Annotated in this window: 13 protein-coding genes; 10 read left to right on the top strand and 3 right to left on the bottom strand. The window is 71.8% G+C overall.

Features of this window, described 5'->3' with window-relative positions:
* The first annotated feature begins 118 nt into the window (after window positions 1-118).
* The 4 genes from JOE55_RS02045 (at window position 119) to JOE55_RS02030 (ending at window position 4,301) form a co-directional block, all read left to right on the top strand.
* Window positions 119-1,753 carry an RNA polymerase sigma factor gene (locus JOE55_RS02045; protein ID WP_204781861.1) on the top strand — a complete coding sequence of 545 codons (1,635 nt, stop codon included), beginning with the start codon at window positions 119-121 and terminating at the stop codon, window positions 1,751-1,753.
* Between the two features lie 162 nt (window positions 1,754-1,915).
* Window positions 1,916-2,911 (top strand): dihydroxyacetone kinase subunit DhaK, encoded by a 996-nt coding sequence (locus JOE55_RS02040; protein WP_204781860.1) that lies wholly within the window; start codon window positions 1,916-1,918, stop codon window positions 2,909-2,911.
* Window positions 2,912-2,921: 10 nt separating this feature from the next.
* Window positions 2,922-3,629, top strand: a complete 708-nt coding sequence (gene dhaL / locus JOE55_RS02035; RefSeq protein ID WP_024290317.1) for a dihydroxyacetone kinase subunit DhaL — start codon at window positions 2,922-2,924, stop codon at window positions 3,627-3,629.
* Between the two features lie 138 nt (window positions 3,630-3,767).
* A complete protein-coding gene (locus tag JOE55_RS02030; protein WP_204781859.1) occupies window positions 3,768-4,301 on the top strand; it encodes a GyrI-like domain-containing protein in 534 nt (177 codons plus the stop codon).
* Between the two features lie 98 nt (window positions 4,302-4,399).
* Here JOE55_RS02030 and JOE55_RS02025 read toward each other — a convergent pair whose 3' ends face one another.
* On the bottom strand, window positions 4,400-4,597 hold the full coding sequence (locus JOE55_RS02025) for a DUF7455 domain-containing protein (protein WP_006214873.1): 198 nt from the start codon (window positions 4,595-4,597) through the stop codon (window positions 4,400-4,402).
* 382 nt (window positions 4,598-4,979) lie between these two features.
* Here JOE55_RS02025 and JOE55_RS02020 point away from each other — a divergent pair, with 382 nt between their 5' ends.
* The 5 genes from JOE55_RS02020 (at window position 4,980) to cydC (ending at window position 15,101) form a co-directional block, all read left to right on the top strand.
* Window positions 4,980-7,088, top strand: a complete 2,109-nt coding sequence (locus JOE55_RS02020; protein WP_058872207.1) for a DNA gyrase/topoisomerase IV subunit B — start codon at window positions 4,980-4,982, stop codon at window positions 7,086-7,088.
* Window positions 7,089-7,270: 182 nt separating this feature from the next.
* Window positions 7,271-8,311, top strand: coding sequence for a malate dehydrogenase (locus JOE55_RS02015; protein ID WP_204781858.1), 1,041 nt, complete (start codon window positions 7,271-7,273; stop codon window positions 8,309-8,311).
* A gap of 247 nt (window positions 8,312-8,558) precedes the next feature.
* Window positions 8,559-10,121 (top strand): cytochrome ubiquinol oxidase subunit I, encoded by a 1,563-nt coding sequence (locus JOE55_RS02010; RefSeq protein WP_204781857.1) that lies wholly within the window; start codon window positions 8,559-8,561, stop codon window positions 10,119-10,121.
* Between the two features lie 11 nt (window positions 10,122-10,132).
* Window positions 10,133-11,203, top strand: a complete 1,071-nt coding sequence (gene cydB / locus JOE55_RS02005) for a cytochrome d ubiquinol oxidase subunit II (protein WP_024290322.1) — start codon at window positions 10,133-10,135, stop codon at window positions 11,201-11,203.
* On the top strand, window positions 11,196-15,101 hold the full coding sequence (cydC, locus tag JOE55_RS02000) for a thiol reductant ABC exporter subunit CydC (RefSeq protein ID WP_204781856.1): 3,906 nt from the start codon (window positions 11,196-11,198) through the stop codon (window positions 15,099-15,101). The genes cydB and cydC overlap by 8 nt, the downstream gene beginning before the upstream one ends.
* Window positions 15,102-15,160: 59 nt before the next feature.
* Here the strand turns inward: cydC and JOE55_RS01995 are convergent, their stop codons facing one another.
* On the bottom strand, window positions 15,161-15,718 hold the full coding sequence (locus JOE55_RS01995; RefSeq protein WP_204781855.1) for a GNAT family N-acetyltransferase: 558 nt from the start codon (window positions 15,716-15,718) through the stop codon (window positions 15,161-15,163).
* Window positions 15,715-18,264, bottom strand: a complete 2,550-nt coding sequence (locus JOE55_RS01990; RefSeq protein ID WP_024290325.1) for a DNA gyrase/topoisomerase IV subunit A — start codon at window positions 18,262-18,264, stop codon at window positions 15,715-15,717. The genes JOE55_RS01995 and JOE55_RS01990 overlap by 4 nt, the downstream gene beginning before the upstream one ends.
* A gap of 118 nt (window positions 18,265-18,382) precedes the next feature.
* On the opposite strand from JOE55_RS01990, the gene JOE55_RS01985 reads away from it, so the two are divergent.
* Window positions 18,383-21,127: a bifunctional acetate--CoA ligase family protein/GNAT family N-acetyltransferase gene (locus JOE55_RS01985; RefSeq protein ID WP_204781854.1), complete on the top strand. Its 2,745-nt coding sequence runs from the start codon at window positions 18,383-18,385 to the stop codon at window positions 21,125-21,127.
* Window positions 21,128-21,129 lie beyond the last annotated feature (2 nt).

Here is a 21,129-nt window from a genome sequence, read left to right as displayed (position 1 = left end):
ACGGTAGGCCCTTCAGGATCCTTGGCAGCGCGTGTGTGTGTGCGAGCCGAGGGCTTGACAGGGTCATAGGCGTTCTGACGGTGAGTCGGGCGCTTCGTCTAGTGAGGAAAGGTCAACATTGTCCCCTGCTGCCCAGAACAAGTCGGCTGCCGCTGCGAGCGCGAGCGACCCCGCTGAGGTCGACACCGCGGGTGCGGAGTCCACGGGCGCAGCCCCGGCCAAGTCCGCCGCCAAGAAGACGACTGCGGCCAAGAAGACCACCGCCGCGCGCAAGACCACCTCGTCCGCGGCGAAGTCGAGCGCCGCCAAGTCCACGGCCTCCAAGTCGGCTGCCTCCAAGTCGACCGCGTCCCGCTCCACGGCCACCAAGGCCTCGGTTCCGGAGACCGGTGCTGAGGCGGAGGCCAAGACCGAGTCGCTGGAGGAGGCTGAGAAGGCCCCGGCCAAGAAGACTCCGGCCAAGAAGACCGCCGCCAAGAAGCCCACCACGCGCAAGACGGCGGCCAAGGCCGCCGAGTCCGACGAGACCGCCGCCAAGGCCGCGCCCAAGACCACCCGCCGCAAGGCGGCCCAGGCCGAGCCGGAGGACAGCGCGGACGAGTACGAGGACGCCTCGGGAGAGGACCTCGACTCGGCCGATGAGGCCGATGACTCCGCGGAGGAGGGCGAGGACGTCGTCGTCCAGGGCGACGACGCCGAGAAGGCCCGCTCCGGCACCGAGGTCATCGCCAAGCCCACGGGCAAGGAGACCGAGTCCAAGTCGGACAAGGTCCGCGGCTTCGTGCTGTCCAACAACGACGATGACGACGCCCCCGCGCAGCAGGTTGTCTCCGCGGGCGCGACCGCCGATCCCGTCAAGGACTACCTGAAGCAGATCGGCAAGGTCGCGCTGCTCAACGCCGAGCAGGAGGTCGATCTCGCCCTGCGGATCGAGGCCGGCCTGTTCGCCGAGCACAAGTACAAGGGTGAGGAAGCGGACAAGCTGTCCAAGGAGGACCGCAAGGCCCTGCGCTGGGTCATCCACGACGGCAAGCGCGCCAAGAACCACCTGCTCGAGGCCAACCTGCGCCTCGTCGTCTCCCTGGCCAAGCGCTACACGGGCCGCGGCATGCTCTTCCTGGATCTCATCCAGGAGGGCAACCTGGGCCTGATCCGCGCCGTCGAGAAGTTCGACTACACCAAGGGCTTCAAGTTCTCGACCTACGCCACCTGGTGGATCCGCCAGGCGATCACCCGCGCCATGGCCGATCAGGCCCGCACCATCCGCATCCCGGTGCACATGGTCGAGGTCATCAACAAGCTGGCCCGCGTCCAGCGCCAGATGCTCCAGGACCTGGGCCGCGAGCCCACCCCGGAGGAGCTGGCCAAGGAGCTGGACATGACGCCGGAGAAGGTCGTCGAGGTCCAGAAGTACGGCCGCGAGCCTATCTCCCTGCACACCCCGCTGGGCGAGGACGGCGATTCCGAGTTCGGAGACCTGATCGAGGACTCCGAGGCCGTCGTGCCCGCCGACGCCGTGAGCTTCACGCTGCTGCAGGAGCAGCTGCACTCGGTGCTCGACACACTCTCCGAGCGGGAGGCAGGGGTGGTCGCCATGCGCTTCGGGCTCACCGACGGCCAGCCCAAGACCCTGGACGAGATCGGCAAGGTCTACGGCGTGACCCGCGAGCGGATCCGCCAGATAGAGTCCAAGACCATGTCCAAGCTGCGCCACCCCTCGCGCTCGCAGGTCCTGCGCGACTACCTGGACTGATCCTCCTGCGCTGAGCGCGCAGCGTCCTTCCGACGGCCCTCCCTCCGGCTGCCCCAGCGGCGGCGGAGAGGGGGCCGTCGTCGTATTCCCCGGGCGCTGCACCGTCGGAGGCCGCCCGTAGGATCCGCAGCACCGAGAGAACACCTCAGGTGAGGAGCGGCCATGCGCCGAAGCATCGTCAACGATCCCGATCAGCTGGTGCCGCAGGCCCTCGAGGGCCTCGTGCTCAGCCACCCGCAGCTGCTGGAGCTGGAGGCCGAGCACCGCTACGTGCGCCGCCGCGAGCCCGCTCAGGACAAGGTCGGACTGGTCTCCGGCGGGGGCTCCGGACACGAGCCGCTGCACGCCGGGATGGTCGGGCGCGGCATGCTGGACGTGGCCGTTGCGGGCGCCGTGTTCACGAGCCCCACCGCGCTGCAGGTCCTGGAGGCCACGCGCGCAGCCGATTCGGGCCGCGGCGTCGTCCAGATCGTCAAGAACTACACCGGCGACGTCCTGAACTTCCGGATCGCGGACGAGATCACCGGCGACGATGACATCGAGACCGAGATCGTGCTGGTCGACGACGACCTGGCCACCGACTCCCCGGACGGCGGACCGGGCCGCCGGGGGACCGCCGCCACCCTGATCGTGGAGAAGCTGTGCGGGGCCGCAGCCGAGCAGGGAGCCGAGCTGAGCGAGGTCGCCGAGATCGGCCGCCGCGCCGCAGCCTCGGCGCGGACCATGAGCCTGGCGCTGTCCGCGGGCACCCCGCCGGCGGACGGGCGCCCCCAGTTCGAGCTCGAGGACCACGAGGTCGAGCTCGGCGTCGGCATCCACGGCGAGCGCGCGGCCCGCCGTGGCGAGCTCACCGACGCCGACGGGCTGACGGACCAGCTGCTCGACCCGCTGCTCGAGCAGCTGGGCCTGGAGCAGGGGCAGGAGCTGCTCGTGGTGGTCAACGGCCTCGGCTCGGCCACGCAGCTCGAGCTGAGCCTCGTGGCGCGAGCGGCGCACCATCGCCTCCGAGGCGAAGGACTGTCCGTCGGGCGCTGGCTCGTGGGCTCGTACGTCACGAGCCTGGACATGCACGGCGTGTCGATCACGCTGATGCCGCTGGATCCGCAGACCCGTCAGCTGTGGGACGCCCCCGTGCGCACCCCCGCCCTGACCTGGTGAGGAGCAGAAGATGACCGAGCAGGAGAGTTCCGGGACGGCTCAGGGCCTGGGCGAGGACTTCGGGCGCCGATTCGTGCAGGGCGTGCAGCGGCTGCTGGGCGAGAACGCCGAAGCCCTCGGCGAGCTGGACCGTCGAGCAGGCGACGGCGACTTCGGCACCAGCGTGCGCACCGCGCTGTCGCAGCTGGACAGGGAGACCGAGCAGGAGCAGCCGAGCACCTACCGGCAGTGGCTGAGCGCGCTGTATCGCGGCTGGCTCGCCGTGGGCGGCACCAGCGGTCCGCTGTTCGGCGTGTTCTTCCGAGAGCTGGCCAAGGCCGGTGAGGCGGACGGCACTCCGCAGGTGGAGGAGCTCGTTGAGGCCCTGGCTGCGGGGCAGGCGATCGTGCAGCGCTACGGCGAGGCCGAGGTCGGGGACAAGACGATGGTCGATGCCCTGGCTCCCGCAGTGGAGGCCATGCGCCGGAGCCTGCACGACGGCGAGCCTTCGCAGCACGTCCTCGAAGCCGGCGAGGCCGCTGCGGTCGAGGGCGCTCGCAGCAGTGCTGAGAGCCTCGCCCGACGCGGTCGAGCCAGCTATGTGGGAGAGGCTTCGCAGGGGGTGATCGACCCGGGCGCCGCGGCCATGGCACTGGTGCTGGGCGCGGCTCGTGCCGCCGCTGACGCCGGTCGGGGCGAGCAGCACCCGCGGGAGGTCGACACCGCCTGGCTCGTCTGAGGGACGGGCCTTTCCGGCGCAGACGCAGGGGGAGGGCCCTCTCCTGCGACACCGGGACGACGACCTAGTCTGAGCCCAGAACCCCGCCGCATCCGGAAGCCGCCCGCGCTGCGGGGGCACGAGATACAGGAGAGACCCATGACGCAGGAATCCACCCCCTCCGGATCGCCCATGGGCCTGAGCCAGGAGCCCGTGACCAGCCTCGAGGTCTTCGAGGCCCAGCAGGTCCCCACGCTGGTGCTGAAGGTCCACGGCCAGCTGATGGACCGGATGCCGGAGGTCTTCGACACCGCCTTCCGCGCGATCTTCCCGGCCATGGCGCAGCACGGGCTGACCCCCAGCGGACCGGCGTTCGCTCTGTACCACCGCGCCCCGGACGAGACCGCGGACTTCGAGGTCGGCATGCCCCTGACCGAGCCGAGCGAGTCCGTGATCGAGGCCGCGGACGGAGTGCGGCTGGAGCCGTCGTGGCTGCCGGGAGGACGAGCGGCGCGGATCTCCCACCTGGGCGGGTTCGACCAGCTGTCGACCGCCTGGGCCGGGTTCATGGGTCAGGTCGCCGTCGCCGGTGAGACCCCCGAGCTGCCGTTCTGGGAGGTCTACGTCACCGAACCGAGCCCGGAGATGGATCCGGTGGACCTGCGCACCGACCTGTTCACGCGGCTGGGCTGAGCCCGAGGCCTCCGGCACAGCCGAGGGCCCCGTTCACCGATCGGTGAACGGGGCCCTCGTGCCGGCTCATCGCCAGCGCTGCAGGGGATCCTGAGCGTTCAGGAGATGCGCTCGGTCTCGTCCTGCCACTGGGCGGCCATGGGGCGCAGCTTGTCCTCGTTGGCACGGGCGTGGTGAGCGCAGAAGAGCAGCTCGCCGCCGGTGGACTCGAGGACCACACGGACGTAGGCCTGGGCGCCGCAGGCGTCGCAGCGGTGGGTGGCGTTCAGTTCTGGGGTCTCAAGCGTGGTGTTCACGATTCCTCCTCGTGCTCGGAGTCCGTCGGATCGTGAGATGTCCGCGACGGATTCGTCTGGTCCAGCATCGACGCTGGGCCGATACCGCGCATCCGATGCGCTCGGTCCTCCGAGGCAGGGGGTGCGGCGGTTCGGACTATAGAACCACGCCGAGCCCCCGGAAGCTTCCCAGCGGCACGCGATTTCGCCCACCGCGCATCCGGTGAGCGCCGCGTCACGGTGGGGACCCGTCGTCGATCGCAACGGCAGCGGCCCGCGCGGTGTCGCCGAGCCGGTCTAGAGTGGGGTCGCCCGTGCGCCGCCGGGCGGCCGCCCCACCCGCGGCCGCGGCCGGCAGCCGCAGGCACGATCGATGCCGTCGAACCGCAGGAGCTCTCCCGTCGTGACCCCCTCGACCTCCGAGTACAACGCCCGCCACCTCTCGGTGCTGGAGGGCCTGGAGGCTGTGCGAAAGCGCCCGGGCATGTACATCGGCTCGACCGACGGCCGCGGGCTCATGCACTGCCTCTGGGAGATCATCGACAACTCGGTGGACGAGGCCCTGGCCGGCTACGGCCAGCAGATCACGGTGGTGCTGCACAAGGACGGCTGCGTCGAGGTCCACGACGACGGCCGAGGCGTGCCCATCGACAAGGAGCCGCGCACCGGGCTGTCCGGCGTGGAGGTCGTGTTCACCAAGCTGCATGCCGGCGGCAAGTTCGGCGGCGGCTCCTACACGGCCTCCGGCGGTCTGCACGGCGTGGGCGCCTCGGTGGTCAACGCCCTGTCCTCGCGCCTGGACGTCCAGGTGGATCGCGGCGGGAAGACCTACCAGATGTCCTTCCGCCACGGGGAGCCCGGGCGCTTCGAGGACAAGGGCGCCCCGAGCCCCCAGGCGCCCTTCGAGCCGTTCGTCTCGGGATCCGAGCTCGACGTCGTCGGCAAGGCCAAGCGCGGCGTGACCGGGACCCGCGTGCGCTACTGGGCGGACAAGCAGATCTTCACCCCGGACGCCCAGTTCTCCTATGAGGAGCTGGTCCGCCGCGCCCGCACCACCGCCTTCCTGATCCCGGGGCTGCGCCTCACCGTGCGCGACGAGCGCCGCCTTCCGGGCACGGCCGGTGAGATGGGCTCCCACGAGGAGGTCTTCCAGCACGACGGCGGCATCTCCGAGTTCGCCGAGTTCCTGGCCTCGGACGAGTCCGTGACCGATGTCTGGCGCTTCCAGGGCGAGGGGACCTTCACCGAGACGGTGCCCGTGCTCGATGACTCCGGTCAGTCCCGGCTCAAGGACGTCGAGCGCACGTGCGAGGTCGACGTCGCCCTGCGGTGGGGGATCGGCTACGACACCGAGCTGCGCAGCTTCGTGAACATCATCGCCACGCCCAAGGGCGGCACGCACGTCAGCGGGTTCGAGCAGGCGCTGGTGAAGGTCTTCCGCAAGCAGATCGCCGCGAATGCGCGCAAGCTCAAGGCCGGCAACGACAAGATCGAGAAGGACGACATCATGGCCGGGCTCACGGCCGTGCTGACGGTGCGCCTGGCCGAGCCGCAGTTCGAGGGCCAGACCAAGGAGGTGCTGGGCACCCCGGCGGTGCGCCAGATCGTCTCCAAGGTCGTGGAGAAGGAGCTCACGGCGGCGCTGACCTCGGGCAAGCGGGAGCAGAAGAACCAGGCCGGGCAGGTCCTGGAGAAGGTCGTCGGTGAGATGAAGTCCCGCATCTCGGCTCGCCTGCACAAGGAGACGCAGCGGCGCAAGAACGCCCTGGAGACCTCGTCCATGCCCGCCAAGCTCGTCGAGTGCCGCTCGACCGATGTGCAGCGCTCCGAGGTCTTCATCGTGGAGGGCGACTCCGCGCTGGGCACCGCCCGCATGGCTCGTGACTCCGCCTACCAGGCGCTGTTCCCCATCCGCGGCAAGATCCTCAACGTCCAGAAGGCGTCGCTGCCGGACATGCTGGCCAACGCCGAGTGCGCGGCCCTGATCCAGGTCATCGGCGCAGGCTCGGGGCGCACGTTCGATCTCGACGCCGCCCGCTACGGCAAGGTCATCATGATGACCGACGCCGACGTGGACGGCGCCCACATCCGCACGCTGCTGCTGACGCTGTTCTACCGCTACATGCGCCCGCTCGTGGAGGCCGGCAAAGTCTACGCGGCCGTTCCCCCGCTGCACCGTGTGGAGATCATCAACCGCGGCTCGAAGGCCAACGAGATGGTCTACACCTACTCGGAGGCCGAGCTGCACCGCCTGCTGTCCCGCCTCGAGTCGGAGGGCCGCTCCTACAAGGAGCCGATCCAGCGCTACAAGGGCCTGGGGGAGATGGATGCCGATCAGCTGGCGGAGACCACCATGGACATCCGCCACCGGCTGCTGCGCCGGGTGACCATGAGCCAGGCCGAGGAGGCCGAGCGCGCCTTCGCGCTGCTGATGGGCTCGGAGGTGGCCCCGCGCCGGGACTTCATCATCGAGGGCGCCGCGCGACTGGATGCCGAGCAGATCGACGCCTGAGCACGACCGGCGGCCTGGCCGGGCCGCAGCCCGACCGGGCGAGCGCGGCTGCGCCCTCGGCTCGCCGCATGGCGGGGTCGGTCTGCAAGACCTCGCTGCCCAGATCGTGCAACGCCGTGCCTGCCGATGCTCCCGCGACCTACGCTGAAGCCACACCGACCCAGCCCAGCGCAGGAGCAGCCATGGACACGACCGGCCCCGCGACCACCCAGGACCCCCGCCCGATCACCGTCACCGTCACGGGTGCCGCCGGGCAGATCGGCTACGCCGCGCTGTTCCGCGCCTGTGCCGGGGACCTGTTCGGGCCGCAGCAGCCGGTGCGGCTGCGCCTGCTCGAGCTGCCGCAGGCGGCCCGGGCCGCCGAGGGCGTGGCCACGGAGCTCAGCGACTGCGCCTTCGATCTCCTGGCCTCCGTCGACGTGTTCGACGATCCCGTGCAGGCCTTCGACGGCAGCGAGCTCGGACTGCTGATCGGCGCCAGGCCGCGCAGCAAGGGCATGGAGCGCGCGGATCTGCTGGAGGCCAACGCCGGCATCTTCTCGGAGCAGGGGCGCGCGATCGCCGCGGGGGCGCAGGACAGCTTCCGCGCCGTCGTCGTGGGCAATCCTGCCAACACGAATGCGCTGATCGCCGCCTCCCATGCTCCTGAGGTGTCGGCCCAGCGCTTCACGGCCCTGACGCGGCTGGATCACCTGCGTGCCCAGGCCCAGCTGGCTCAGGCCTGCGACCGGGCGGCCGCCGACATCGACGGCGTCGCGATCTGGGGCAACCACTCCGCGACCCAGTTCGCGGACCTCTCGCGCGCCGTCGTCTCCGGCAGCCCTGCCGTCCAGGCTCTGGCGGATCGGGGTCTGGACCGGCAGTGGGTCGCCGAGACGTACATCCCGGCGGTGGCCAAGCGCGGCGCCGAGATCATCGAGGTGCGCGGCGGCTCGTCGGTGGGCTCGGCCGCCCATGCCCTGATCTCCCACGTCCGCCTGTGGAGCCAGGGCACCCCGGAGGGCTCGTGGACCTCCATGGCCGTGGCCTCGGACGGCTCCTACGGCGTCCCGGAGGGGATCGTCAGCTCCTTCCCCGTGACCTGCGCCGACGGGCAGTGGTCCATCGTGCCCGACTGGCAGATCGACGACTTCGCCCGCGAGCGCATCGACCGCTCGGTGGCCGAGCTGGTCGCAGAGCGCGATGCGGTGGCGGCAGCGGGACTGCTGGGTCCCCGCAGCTGAGCCGCGCCTGGACCCGCGCGCCGGGACGGCTGCGGCGCATGAGGAGTGCCGGAGCTGCCACGGCGATGGCGCGCCTGGGTCGACCGACGATGCCCTGACCTGGGACGGCGCGGGTGTGAGCGACGAGACAGCCTCAGAGCCCGGCTCGCGGACCGCTCGAACCATCGGCGAGCCTAGGCTGTGGAGCATCTGAGGCGAGGCCCGTCTCCGCCCGGCGCTCCGCCGGCAGGGCCCCGCGAGGAGTCGCATGGACATCGTCGAGATCGCTCGGTGGCAGTTCGGGATCACCACGGTCTACCACTTCATGATGGTCCCGCTGACGCTGGGACTCGGCGCCGTCGTGGTGTGGTTCAACCTGCAGTGGGTGCGCAGGCGCCGCCCGGAGGACCTGCGGCTGACCAAGTTCTGGGGCAAGCTCTTCCTGATCAACTTCATCATGGGCGTGGCCACGGGCCTGGTCCAGGAGTTCCAGTTCGGGATGGCCTGGTCGGAGTACTCGCGCTTCGTGGGCGATGTCTTCGGCGCCCCGCTGGCCATGGAGGGACTGCTCGCGTTCTTCGTGGAGTCCACGTTCCTGGGCCTGTGGATCTTCGGCTGGGACAAGCTGCGCCCGGCGGTCCACGCGGCCTGCCTCGCCATGGCGGTGATCGCCTCGTGGCTCTCGGCGTTCTTCATCATCGTGGCCAACTCGTGGATGCAGCATCCGGTCGGCTACGAGATCATCGACGGCCGCCCCATCCTGAATGACATCGGCGCCGTGCTGACGAACTCGACAGCGGTGGTGGCGATCATCCACACCCTGTTCGGGGCGATCGCCGTGGCCGGGTCCTTCCTGCTGGGCATCGCCTGGTACAAGCTGTGGCGCCGCCGGGCGGACGGCCTCGACACCGTGGATGCCGACGGCGTCGTCGTCGTGGGGGAGCTGCCCACCGGGGGACGCGACCGCACCGACTACCGGGTGTGGTGGCGCTCGCTGCGCGTGGGGATCCTCATCGGGATCATCGGCTTCCTGGGCACGGCGTTCTCCGGACATGCGCAGGCGCAGCTGATGATCCACCAGCAGCCCCTGAAGATGGCCTCCGCGGAAGCGGCCTGCCACGACGGCACCGCGTTCTCGGTGCTCACGATCGGCTCGCCGGGCGACGCGTCCTGCGACAACGCGCACACCCTCCTGGAAGTGCCCGGCCTGCTGTCCTTCCTGGCCTACAACAACTTCACGACCGACGTGGCGGGGCTGAACACGCTGCAGCCCGAGTACGAGCAGGAGTACGGCACGAACCTGGCCGACGACGAGCTCTACGGCGACCGAGCCGGTGAGCAGATCGAGTACCAGCCCCTCATGGAGGTCACCTACTGGGGCTTCCGCCTGATGATCACCTTCGGCGGTCTGGCGGCCGTGGCCTGCGCCGGTGCCTGGTGGCTCACGCGCAAGGGCACGGTGCCCCTGTCGAAGGGGCTGATGGGCCTGGGCGTCGTGGGCATCCTGGCCCCGTTCGGGGCCAATGTGGCGGGCTGGGTCTTCACGGAGATGGGCCGGCAGCCCTTCGTCGTAGCACCCAATCCGGACCTGCCGCTGGATCAGCGGATCTTCATGTTCACCGAAGCCGCGGTCTCGCCGAACGTCACGGCCGGGGAGCTGCTGTTCTCGCTGGGCAGCCTCCTGCTGCTGTACGGGGTGCTCATGGTCGTGGAGGTCGCGCTGATCGCCAAGTACGTGCGCACCGGCGTGGTCGCGGCCATGCCCGAGCTGGTCGAGCACGAGGACCACGACGACGGCTCCCGGGACGACGTCCTGGCCTTCGCCTACTGAGGAGACGAGAGATGTTCGAGCAGTTCGCGGGACAGCCGGGCCTGGCCACGGCGTGGTTCCTCGTCATCGGCTTCTTCTGGATCGGCTACGTGGTCCTGGACGGCTTCGATCTGGGCGTCGGCATGCTCATGGGGCGGATCTTTGCCCGTGACGACCGGGAGCAGCGCGTGCTGCTCAACACGATCGGGCCGGTGTGGGACGGCAACGAGGTCTGGCTGGTCACCGCCGCAGCGGCCACCTTCGCCGCCTTCCCGCACTGGTACGCGGCCCTGTTCTCCGGGCTCTACCTCCCTCTGACCCTGGCCCTGATCGCGCTGATCCTGCGCGCGGTGTCCATCGAGTACCGCGGCAAGGGCTCCTCGGAGGCGTGGTCGCGGCGCTGGAACACCATCACCGCGTGGTCCTCCCTGGCGATCGCGTTCCTGATCGGCGCGCTGCTGAGCATCACCGCCACCGGGCTTCCGCTGAACGACAACGGCGACCGCGTAGGCGGGCTGCTGTCGTGGCTGAGCTGGCAGGCGGTGCTCGGCGGGCTCGGCATGGTCGGCTTCTGCCTCATCCACGGCCTGGCCTTCGTGGCCCTGAAGACGGACGGGCCCGTGCGCGAGCGCGCCGGCGCGCTGCTGGTGCGCGCCCTGCCCGCGGGCGTCCTGCCGCTGGCCGCCCTGGTCGTCGTGGTGCAGCTGGCCACCGGCTCGACGCTGTCCTGGCTGTGCACCTGCCTGGCGGTGATGTCGGTCGCGGCGGCCTGGCTGGCGGGGACGCGCCGGCGCGAGGGCTGGAGCTTCGCCGGGATGGCCGGGTTCGCGGCTCTCGGCCTGCTGGCCGTGTTCACCGCCATGTACCCGGCCGTGCTGCCCACCACACTGGCCGGCGCGCCCGATCTGACGATCACCTCGGCCTCTTCCTCGCCGTACACGCTCACGGTCATGACGTGGGTGGCCGGCTTCGGGGTCCCGTTCCTGCTGGCGTATCAGAGCTGGACGTACTGGGTCTTCCGACGACGCCTGCGCGCCGAGCAGCTGCCCTCCGGCGGCGATCATGCGGATCTGACCACCATGCCCACGCGCGCCGGTGCCTGAGCGCAGCGCGTCGCAGCACACCGCTGCCGGGGCGAGCTCTTCCGAGCAGCCCGGTGCGCAGCATCCGAGCGACGGCGGGCTGGGCCCTGAGCAGCCGGGAGCCGCGCGCCGCGCTTCGGGCCGCCCGCCGCTGGGCCCGCAGGCCCGTCGCATCCTGCCGCTGCTGGGTGCGCTGAGCCTGGTCCGGACGCTGGGCATGATCGCCTTCGCCACCGGTCTCGGCGCGCTGATCGCGGCCCTGGCCGTCGACGGCTTCGCCGCCCAGGCCGCGCAGGGCACGACCAGCTCGCAGGGACTGGCCGAATTCATCGGCACCGGCCTGGTCCGCATCGACGGACTGCTTCCGGGAGCCTGGCTCGGCGACGGCCCGTGGTGGAGCTGGCCCGGGCTCTGGTTCGCCGCGCTCGGCGCGACGCTGCGGGCACTGGCGCAGTGGGGCACCGCGGTGGCAGCCCGTCGTGGCGGTGCCGGCACCATCTCGCAGATCCGCTCGCGCCTGATCCTGCGCCTGCTCGAGAGCGGATCGTCGACCACCGGCTCCGAGACCCCGTCGGCCGGGCCCGAGGACCACGCGGGGGCTGCCGCAGTGCTGGTCTCGCGCGGGCTCGGGGCGCTCGACGACTACTACGTCCGCGCCGTGACCGCCATGGTCGCCACCGGGGTCGCTCCGGCAGTGCTGTGGCTGTGGATCCTGCTGCACGACGGGGTCAGCGCCCTGATCGTGGCGCTGACGCTGCCGCTCGTGCCCGTGTTCATGATCCTCATCGGGCGCACCACGCAGGATCAGACGCGGCGCGCGCAGGACGCCCAGCTGCGCCTGTCGCGCCACATCGTGGAGCTGGCCCGCGGGCTGCCCGTGCTCGTGGGCCTGCGCCGCGACCGCGCCCAGGCCCGCGCGCTCGCGGATCTGGACGACGAGCACCGTCGCAGCACCATGCAGACCCTGCGCTCGGCCTTCCTGTCCTCGCTGGCCCTCGAGCTGATCACCACGCTGTCGGTGGCTCTGGTGGCCGTGTTCATCGGCGTGCGGCTGGTCGAGGGCGGCATGGGCCTGGACACCGCCGTGATGGTCCTGCTGCTGGCCCCGGAGTGCTATCAGCCCCTGCGCGATGTCGGCACCGCCTACCACCAGTCGCAGGAGGGCGTCGAGGCCCTGCGCCGCTCCGAACGGCTGCTGTCGAGCCCGTCCGGAGAGCCGGCGACCGAGCGGGCCTCCGCGGCCGAACGGCCGGAATCGGCAGGCACCGCAGCGGTCGCGACTGAGGGGCAGCCCGCTCAGCTGCTGGTGGAGGGGCTGCGAGTCCGCCACGACGGCCGCGCCGAGACGATCGGGCCGCTGGATCTCAGCGCCTCGGCAGGGCGGATCACCACGCTGAGCGGCCCGTCCGGGGCCGGCAAGACCACCGTCGTCTCGGCGATCGCCGGGCTGATCCCTCGGGCTCCTCGTCGTGGCACCGATCGGCGCGACCGGGCCGGTTCGGGTGCCGAGCCGGGGCACCAGGACCCCGCGGCCGCCGGCGTGATCGACGGGCGCATCGTGCTGCCCGGCCCGGTGCGCCTGGTGCCTCAGGCGCCGGCCTTCGTGGCGGGGACGGCGCTCGATGAGATCGCCCTGTGCCTGGCGCCCGAGCACGCGGCGGCCTTCCTGGAGGCGCAGCCCACGATCCCGAGTCGCGGTGCGCAGCCGGAGTCGGGCTCCTCCGAGCATGCCCTGGCCGAGGGACCGAGCGGACCGTCGGTGCTCGCAGGCCGCACGCGCGCGGCGTCGCTGCTGGCCGGCGTCGGGCTGTCCGGTCTGGAAAAGCTCGCCCCGGAGGCTCTGAGCGCGGGCCAGGCCCGGCGTCTGGCCGTCGCCCGCTGCATGGCCTCCGTCGAGGCGCTGGAGCGCACCAGCCCCGGGGAGACCGTCACCGTGCTGGTCGACGAGCCGACCGCCCACCTCGACCAGGACACCGCCGGCATGATCACCGCCGGGCTGCGGGGGATGGCACGGGCCGGTGCGATCGTCGTGGTCGTGACGCACGACGAGGGCCTGATCGGCGACGCCGATCACCGCCTCGAGCTCACGGCACGGGGGGCCCGGGTCCTCCCGGACTCCGATCGGCGGCCGTCGTGCTCCGGACCCCATGAGAACGCGGACCCCGTCGAGACCGACGCAGTGCAGCGCGGACCCGCTGCGGAGGCCGACGCGCCGGGCGAGCAGCCGGACGACCGCGGGCAGCGGCTGCCAGGACCCTTCGCCACGGTGCGCACGGTCCTGCGCCTGAGCGGGATCTCCTGGTCCCGGGCCGTGCTCAGCGCAGCCCTCGCCGTGGCCGCGATCGGCTTCGGCGCCGCGCTGACCGCGCTGTCGGGCTGGCTGATCGTGCGGGCGGCACAGCAGCCCGGGATGATGTACCTGCTGGTCGCGGTCACCGGGGTGCGCTTCTTCGGTCTGGGGCGTGCCGTGCTGCGCTACCTCGAGCGGCTCATGAGCCACGACGTCGCCCTCCGGGCAGCCGGGCGCCTGCGCCTGGGGGCATGGGAGGCCACCGGCCGCACAGCGCTGGGGCTGCGCGCCATGCTCACGGGGGAGGTCTTCCTGGACCGGCTGATCACCCGCATCGAGGACCTGCGCGATGCGCTGCCCCGGATCCTGCTTCCCCTCGCCGCGCTGGGCCCGGTGCTCGCGGGATCCGTCGTCGTCTGCCTGCTCACGGTCCCTCAGGCCGTGGCACCCGTCGCCGGCGCGGCGGTGCTCAGCGCCGCAGCGGGGCCGACGCTGCTGCGCGGGCTCGACGCGCGCGCGGAGGCCCGTCGGCACGAGGCCGCGGCGGCCGCGCTGCGCCTGAGCTCACGGGCGCTGCAGGCCGCACCGGATCTGCGGGTCGCGCAGCTGGGCGCCGCCGTGGGTGCCGCCGTGCGAGCCCAGGACGACCGGGGGCGGCGCGCCGCCCAGCGCGCGGCTTGGGTCAGCGGCCTGGGCGAGGGGCTCGCCGTGCTGATCTGGTTCGCGGCCGCGATCGCCGTCGTGCCCCTGGCCTGGGGGCCCGTGGCCTCGGGGGAGGTCTCGGCCGCCGTGGCCGCGATCCCCGTGCTGCTGTGCACCGCCATGGTGGAGCCGGTCGCCCAGGGCTTCGAGGCGGCGCGCCAGTGGCCGCACTTCGCAGCACTGGTGCGGACGGTCGGACGGACCCAGCCTGCTGCGCATCCCGCTCGGCCGGAGGAGACGGACGAGCCGGGGGCGCGGGACGGCATCGTGGACGGGTTCGAGCGCCTGGAGGTGGAGGGGCTCAGCGCTCGGTGGCCAGGGATGCACCGCGATGCCTTCTCGCGGCTCAGCGGGCAGATCCGTCCGGGACGCTGGTGGGGCATCACGGGGCCGTCGGGCTCCGGCAAGTCCACCGCGCTGGCCGTGCTGCTGGGCTTCCTCCCACCGAGCTCCGGGACGATCCGCCTCGACGGGCAGCCGATGCCGTCGCAGCGTCTGCGCGGTGTCTCCGCGTGGTGCCCGCAGGACGCATACATCTTCGACTCCACCCTGCGCGGCAACCTCTCCCTGGCCCGGGAGCGTGCGGAAGCCCCCACCGACGCGCAGATGCTCGAGGCGCTGGAGAGGGTGGGCCTGGGCGGATTCGCGGCCGGTCTGCCCGAGGGCCTCGAGACGAAGGTGGGAGCAGGCGGCCAGCGGCTCTCGGGAGGACAGCGCCAGCGACTGGCCGTGGCCCGCGCCATGCTCACGCGCTCGCCGGTGCTGCTGCTGGACGAGCCCACGGCGCACCTGGACGCGCCCACAGCACGTCAGGTCATGGCCGCCCTGCACGATGGCGCGCATGCGGCCGACGCCCAGGGCGTGGTGATCATCTCGCACCGGCCGGAGGACGTGCGCCGCTGCGATGCCCTGACCCGGCTGAGCTGAGCAGGGCTCCGCTCGTCCTGGGAGGGGCAGGGCTCAGACGAGGCCGCCTCGGACGGCCTTCAGAGCCGCGCGGCGCGCAGGAAGTCGCTGTGCACCTGAGCACCGAGCTGGAACGTGGCCGTCCCCACCCGCTGCAGCCCGGCGCGCTCGTAGAAGGCGTTGGCGCGCTCGTTGCGGTCGTTGACCTGCAGCCACAGGAAATCGGCGCCGATCCGCCGCCCCAGCTCGAAGCACTCCCGCATCATGGCTGTGGAGGCTCCCGTGCCGCGCGCCTCGGGCAGCAGGTAGAACTTGGACAGGAACAGGCCCCTGCCCTGCACGAGCGGCTGGAAGCGGTCCAGGCCGTCGTCATCGGGCAGGGCCTTGTCGAGCAGCAGCAGGGCGTAGCCGATCGGCGTGCGCTCCTGGCGGGCGATCAGCACCCGGCTGGCCGCAGCGTCCAGGTGGCCGCGGAAGGCCTCCTCGGACAGGCTCGTGGCCACGAACTCGTCGATCGCGGCCGGGTCGGCATCCTCGGGCGTGGCGTGCACGAAGGTGCGCCGGGCGATCTCGTGCAGCGCGGCGGCATCATCCAGCTCCGCGCGCTCGATCACGACCTGGGGCTGCTCGGGGCTCATGCCTGCTCCTCGCTCTCGGCATCGCCGTCGGCGCCCTCGGCAGCGGACGCGGCGGAGGACACCGGGCTCCACGCAGGGCCGATCGCGTCCGGCAGCTGCTCCACGCCCACGCCGGAGCCGTCGCGGCGTCCGAACTCGGTGGGCAGGCTGCGGGCCACGCCGGCGGCGGAGACCGCTTTGGCGGGCCCGTGCCCGGCCCAGGCGAGCACGAGGCCTGTCTCTCCGCTGAGCAGCCGCTGGCAGCGCACACCGGCGGTCGCGCGGCCCTTGGACGGGTACTCGGACAGGGGAGTGACCTTCACGGAGTAGCCGCCCATCTCTGGCAGGGCCTCGGAAGAGCGCGCGTAGGTGACCACGCGGGCGTCGGGATCCTGCGAGGCCACCGGCCCGAAGAACACGACGGAGTCGTCGTCGGCGAGCTTGATGCCCGCCACGCCGCCGGCGGTGCGGCCCTGGGCGCGCACCAGCTCGGCGGAGAACGTCAGCAGCTTGGCCTGCGCGGTGATGAACACGAGCTGGGCCGAGTCGGGAGCCGGGCCCATGCCCACGACCTCGTCGCCGTCCTTGAGGCTGATGACCTCCCAGTCGTCGCGGTTCAGCGGGTGATCCGCGTTCAGCCGCTTGACCACACCCTGACGGGTGCCCATGGCCACGACCTCGTTCAGCGCGGCGAGTCCGATCAGGCGCTCGCCCTTGGCCAGGGACAGGAAGTCCTTGGCGGCGGTGCCCTCCTCGAGCCGGGGCGCGCCGTCGTAGGAGCTCAGCGCCGGAAGGTCCATCACGGGCACGCGGATCATCCGACCGCTCGAGGTCAGCGCGCCGATCTCCCCGCGGGCGGAGGTGGCCACCACGGAGCGGAGGGCATCGTGCTTGAGCCGGCGCCCCGGCTCGGCCAGCGGCGTGCGGTCGTTCGTGCGCGCCATGCGCCCGGTGCTGGAGAGGAAGACCCAGCAGGGGTCGTCGGCGATCTCCAGCGCGGGCCCGGCCGCGGCCTTGGCGGCGGGGGCGGCCAGCAGCGCGGGAGCCTCATCGGCCTCGAGCAGGCGGGTGCGGCGGTCGTCGCCCAGCAGCTCGGCGACGGCGGCGAGCTCACCGGAGACGACCTCGCGCAGCCGGTCCTCGGAGGCCAGGATGGCCTCGAGCTCTGCGATCTCCCGCTCCAGCTCCTCCCTCTCCCGCTCGAGCTCGATCCGGGAGAACTTCGTGAGCTGGCGCAGGCGCAGCTCGAGGATGTGATCGGCCTGCAGCTGCGTGAGATCGAAGATCGTCATGAGGCGCTCGCGGGCCTCGGCAGTCTGATCCGAGCTGCGGATGATCTGGATGACCTCGTCGATGTCCACGATCGCGATCAGCAGTCCCTCGACCAGGTGCAGCCGGTCGCGGCGCTTGCCCAGGCGGTGCGCGGTGCGACGGCGCACGACCGTGAGCCGGTGCTGGTTGTACACGCGCAGCATCTCGAGCAGCCCCAGCGTCTGGGGGCGGCCGTCGACCAGGGCCACGTTGTTGATGCCGAAGGACTCCTCGAGCGGCGTGTGCTTGTACAGCGCCGCGAGCACCGCCTGCGGGTTGAAGCCGTTCTTGATCTCGATGACCAGGTTCAGCCCCTTGGTCCGGTCGGTCAGATCCACCACGTCCGAGATGCCGGTGAGCTTCTTGGACTGCACCGCGGACTTGATCCGGTCGATGACCTTCTCCGGGCCGACCATGTACGGCAGCTCGGTGACCACGATGCCCTGCTTGCGGGGGGTGACCTGCTCGATCGAGACGGCGGCCCGCGTCTTGAAGGAGCCGCGGCCGGTGCGGTAGGCGTCGCGGATCCCGTCCAGGCCCACGATCTGACCGCCGGAGGGCAGATCGGGTCCGGGGATGTGCTTCATGACGTCCTCGAGGCTCGCCTCGGGGTGCTCGAGCAGGTGGCGCGCGCCGGCGACGGCCTCGCGCAGGTTGTGCGGGGCCATGTTCGTGGCCATGCCGACCGCGATGCCGGTGGTGCCGTTGACCAGCAGGTTCGGGTAGGCGGCCGGCAGCACGGAGGGCTGCATGAACTGGTTGTCGTAGTTGGGCACGAAGTCGACGACGTCCTCGCCGAGATCCGCCGTGAGCTGCAGCGCCGCCGGCGCCAGCCGGGCCTCGGTGTAGCGCGAGGCCGCCGGGCCGTCGTCGAGGGAGCCGAAGTTGCCGTGCCCGTCCACCAGGGGCATGCGCTGGGCGAAGGGCAGGGCCATGCGCACCATGGCGTCGTAGATCGCGGAGTCGCCGTGGGGGTGCAGCTTGCCCATGACCTCGCCGACCACGCGGGCCGACTTCACATGACCGCGATCCGGGCGCAGGCCCATCTCATCCATCATGTAGAGGATGCGCCGCTGGACGGGCTTGAGGCCGTCGCGGGCGTCGGGCAGGGCCCGGGAGTAGATCACGGAGTACGAGTACTCGAGGAACGAGTCCTCCATCTCCCGCGTGACGTCGATGTCGACGACGTTGCCCTCGAAGTCCGCGGGCAGCTCGTCGAGCGCGGACTTCTGGGCCTTGCTCCTGCGTGGGGCCATGGGGTGGTGCTTCTCCTCAGCCGCGGTCCGGCGCCGCGATCGATGCGCGCGGAGACCGCGCGCGGAACTGTTGCCCGAGACCAGTGCTCGGGAGCGCATCCTCTGTAGCCTTCAGTCTATGGTCCCGGATACCGCACCCGCCGACAGCCCCCAGCCCTCCGGCCAGCAGGCCGCGCCCGACCCGGGCTATCCCAAGCACTGGGAGGCGGACGTCGTCCTTCGCGACGGCGCCACCGCGCACCTGCGGCCCATCCGCCCGGAGGATCAGCAGCTGCTGCTGGACATGTTCCACCAGCAGTCCGAGAACACGATCTACCTGCGGTTCTTCTCCCACAAGACCACGCTGACCCGCCGCGAGCTGGCCCGCTACACCACGGTGGATCACCGCGACCGCGTGTGCTTCGTGATCCTGCTGGGCACGCAGCTGATCGGCGTGGGCCGCTACGACCGTGCGGGCAGCGCCCCGGAGGCCGAGGTCGCGTTCCTGATCTCGGATGCGCACCAGGGCCGCGGGATCGGATCCATCCTGCTCGAGCACCTGGCGGCCGCCGCCCGGGAGAACGGCATCGACCGCTTCACGGCGGAGGTGCTGCCCGAGAACCGCTCGATGCTGAACGTGTTCGTGGAGGCCGGCTACGACGTCGCCCGGCGCTTCGACGACGGCGTGGTGGCCCTCGACTTCTCGATCGACCCCACGGAGCGGTCCCTGTCCGTGATGGCCTCGCGCGAGCACCGCGCCGAGGCCCGCTCCACCGCCCGGCTGCTCACCCCGAGCTCGATCGCTGTGGTGGGCGCGTCGTCGGATCCGACGAACGGCGGGCACACGGTCATGGCGAACCTGGTGGCCGGCGGGTACACGGGCAGGCTCTACGGCGTGAACCCCACGCCCTTCGAGCAGGAGGGCATGACGTACGCTGCGAGCCTCGAGGACATCGACGGCGAGCTGGACCTGGCGATCGTCACGGTGCCCATGGACGCGGTGCTCGAGGTCGTCGAGGCGTGCGGGCGCGCCGGTGCCCGCGCGGTCGTGGTGATGACCGGCGGCTGGGCGGAGTCCGGCCGCGAGGGCGCCCAGCGCCAGCAGCGGCTCGTGGCCGTCGCCCGCCGCCACGGCATGCGGGTCGTCGGGCCGGCTTCGCTCGGCGTGGCCAACCACAGCGCGGAGATCTCCATGGACGCCACGGTGCTGCCGGCCGTGCCGGGGGAGGGAACCCTGGGGCTGTTCAGCCAGTCCGGCGCTCTGGGCATGCTGCAGACCTCGGCTGCGCTGCGGCATCGCGTGGGCGTGTCGACCATGGTCTCGGCCGGCAACCGCGGCGACGTCTCCGGCAACGACATGATGCAGTTCTGGGAGGACGACCAGGCCACCGCGGTGTGCGGGCTGACCCTGCAGTCCTTCGGCAACCCCCGCAAGTTCTCGCGCATCGCCCGTCGCCTGGCCCTGACCAAGCCGGTCGTGGTCGCCAAGTCGGACGTCGCCGGGCTGCGCCTGCCGCCCGGGCACACGGGCCGCACCACCGAGGCCCCCGCTGGGGCGCTGGATGCCATGCTCGACCAGGCCGGGGTCATTCGGGTGCCCACCTCCGATCTGCTGATGGACACCGCGGCGGTGGGCACCTCCCAGCCGCTGCCGCGCGGTCAGCGCACCTCCCTGGTCTCCAACGCCATGGCACTGGCCAGGCTCATGGAGGACACCGCCACGGGGCTGCAGATGCCCCTGGCCCGCCTGCGCGACCGCGTGGACACCTCCATGGGCGGCCAGCAGGCCCTGCAGGCCCTGGTGCGCGAGGTCGCCGAGGCCGTGGCGGATCCGCGCAGCGACGCCGTGGTGGTCGCGACCATGCCGATCCGCGGCATCTCCGGCGACGAGCTCGCCGACGCCGTGTGCGCCGCGATCGCGCAGCGGGGCGAGGACGACGAGCGCGCCGCCAAGCCCGTGGTGCTGGCCGTCACCGGCGATATCGCCGAAGGCGCCTCCTCGCGGGTGCACACGGACTCGCAGGGCCGCACGCTGCCGGTCTTCCAGGCGCCGTCGGCGGCCGTCTCCGCGTTGCACGGCCTGCAGCGCTGGGCCCGCTGGCGCGACGAGGAGGACGATCTGGTCACCGTCCCGGAGGACATCGACGCCGAGGGCGCCGAGGCCATGATCGAGCGCTGGTCGCAGGAGGTGCGCGGCGAGATGCTGCTGCGCCTGGACCGGGAGCGGACGGCGCAGCTGCTGGGCGCCTACGGCATCTCGGTGCTGCCCACCGCGCGCTTCACGGACATCGACGACGGCCTGGCCGCCGCGGCACGGATGGGCTACCCCGTGGTCCTCAAGGCCGCCGACGAGCATCTGCGCAGGCGCCTGGATCTGGGCGGCGTGCGTCTGAGCATCGACACGCCCGAGCAGCTGCGCGAGGCTGCGACCTCCATGCGCAGGGAGGTCGGCGCGGGCACCGAGCAGCTGGACGTCCAGGCCATGGCACCCACCGGCCAGGCCGTGGTCCTCACGGCCACGGAGGACCCCCTGATCGGCCCCGTGCTCTCCTTCGGCGTCTCAGGAGACGCCGTGTCGCTGCTGGATGACCTGGCCCATCGCGTGCCGCCGCTGACCGATCTGGAGATCCGTCGCATGGTGCGCGAGCCCAAGGCCGCGCGGAAGCTCTTCGGCCACGAGGGACAGCCGCCGCTGGACGTCGCACGGCTCGAGGAGCTGATCATGCGGGTCTCGCTGCTGAAGGATCGCCACCCGCAGATCGCCCGGCTCGAGCTGAACCCGGTACTGTTGTCCAGTCAGCGGCTGACGGTGCTGGATGCCGACATCCGACTGGGCAACGCCCAGGACCGAACGGATAGTGCACGACGAGCGATGCGGAGGTGAGC

Origin of the sequence: Kocuria palustris, assembly GCF_016907795.1 — a bacterium.
GTDB lineage: Bacteria > Actinomycetota > Actinomycetes > Actinomycetales > Micrococcaceae > Kocuria > Kocuria palustris.
The sequence above is the reverse complement of the archived record's forward strand: the minus strand, read 5'-3'. Positions and strand labels throughout refer to the sequence as shown.

Coding starts and splice junctions, on each gene's coding strand:
- JOE55_RS02030 (WP_204781859.1), top strand. CDS start 3,768: ATGACGCAGGAATCCACCCCCTCCGGATCGCCCATGGGCCTGAGCCAG.
- JOE55_RS01995 (WP_204781855.1), bottom strand. CDS start 15,718: ATGAGCCCCGAGCAGCCCCAGGTCGTGATCGAGCGCGCGGAGCTGGAT.
- cydB (WP_024290322.1), top strand. CDS start 10,133: ATGTTCGAGCAGTTCGCGGGACAGCCGGGCCTGGCCACGGCGTGGTTC.
- JOE55_RS01985 (WP_204781854.1), top strand. CDS start 18,383: ATGGTCCCGGATACCGCACCCGCCGACAGCCCCCAGCCCTCCGGCCAG.
- JOE55_RS02040 (WP_204781860.1), top strand. CDS start 1,916: ATGCGCCGAAGCATCGTCAACGATCCCGATCAGCTGGTGCCGCAGGCC.
- JOE55_RS01990 (WP_024290325.1), bottom strand. CDS start 18,264: ATGGCCCCACGCAGGAGCAAGGCCCAGAAGTCCGCGCTCGACGAGCTG.
- dhaL (WP_024290317.1), top strand. CDS start 2,922: ATGACCGAGCAGGAGAGTTCCGGGACGGCTCAGGGCCTGGGCGAGGAC.
- JOE55_RS02015 (WP_204781858.1), top strand. CDS start 7,271: ATGGACACGACCGGCCCCGCGACCACCCAGGACCCCCGCCCGATCACC.
- JOE55_RS02010 (WP_204781857.1), top strand. CDS start 8,559: ATGGACATCGTCGAGATCGCTCGGTGGCAGTTCGGGATCACCACGGTC.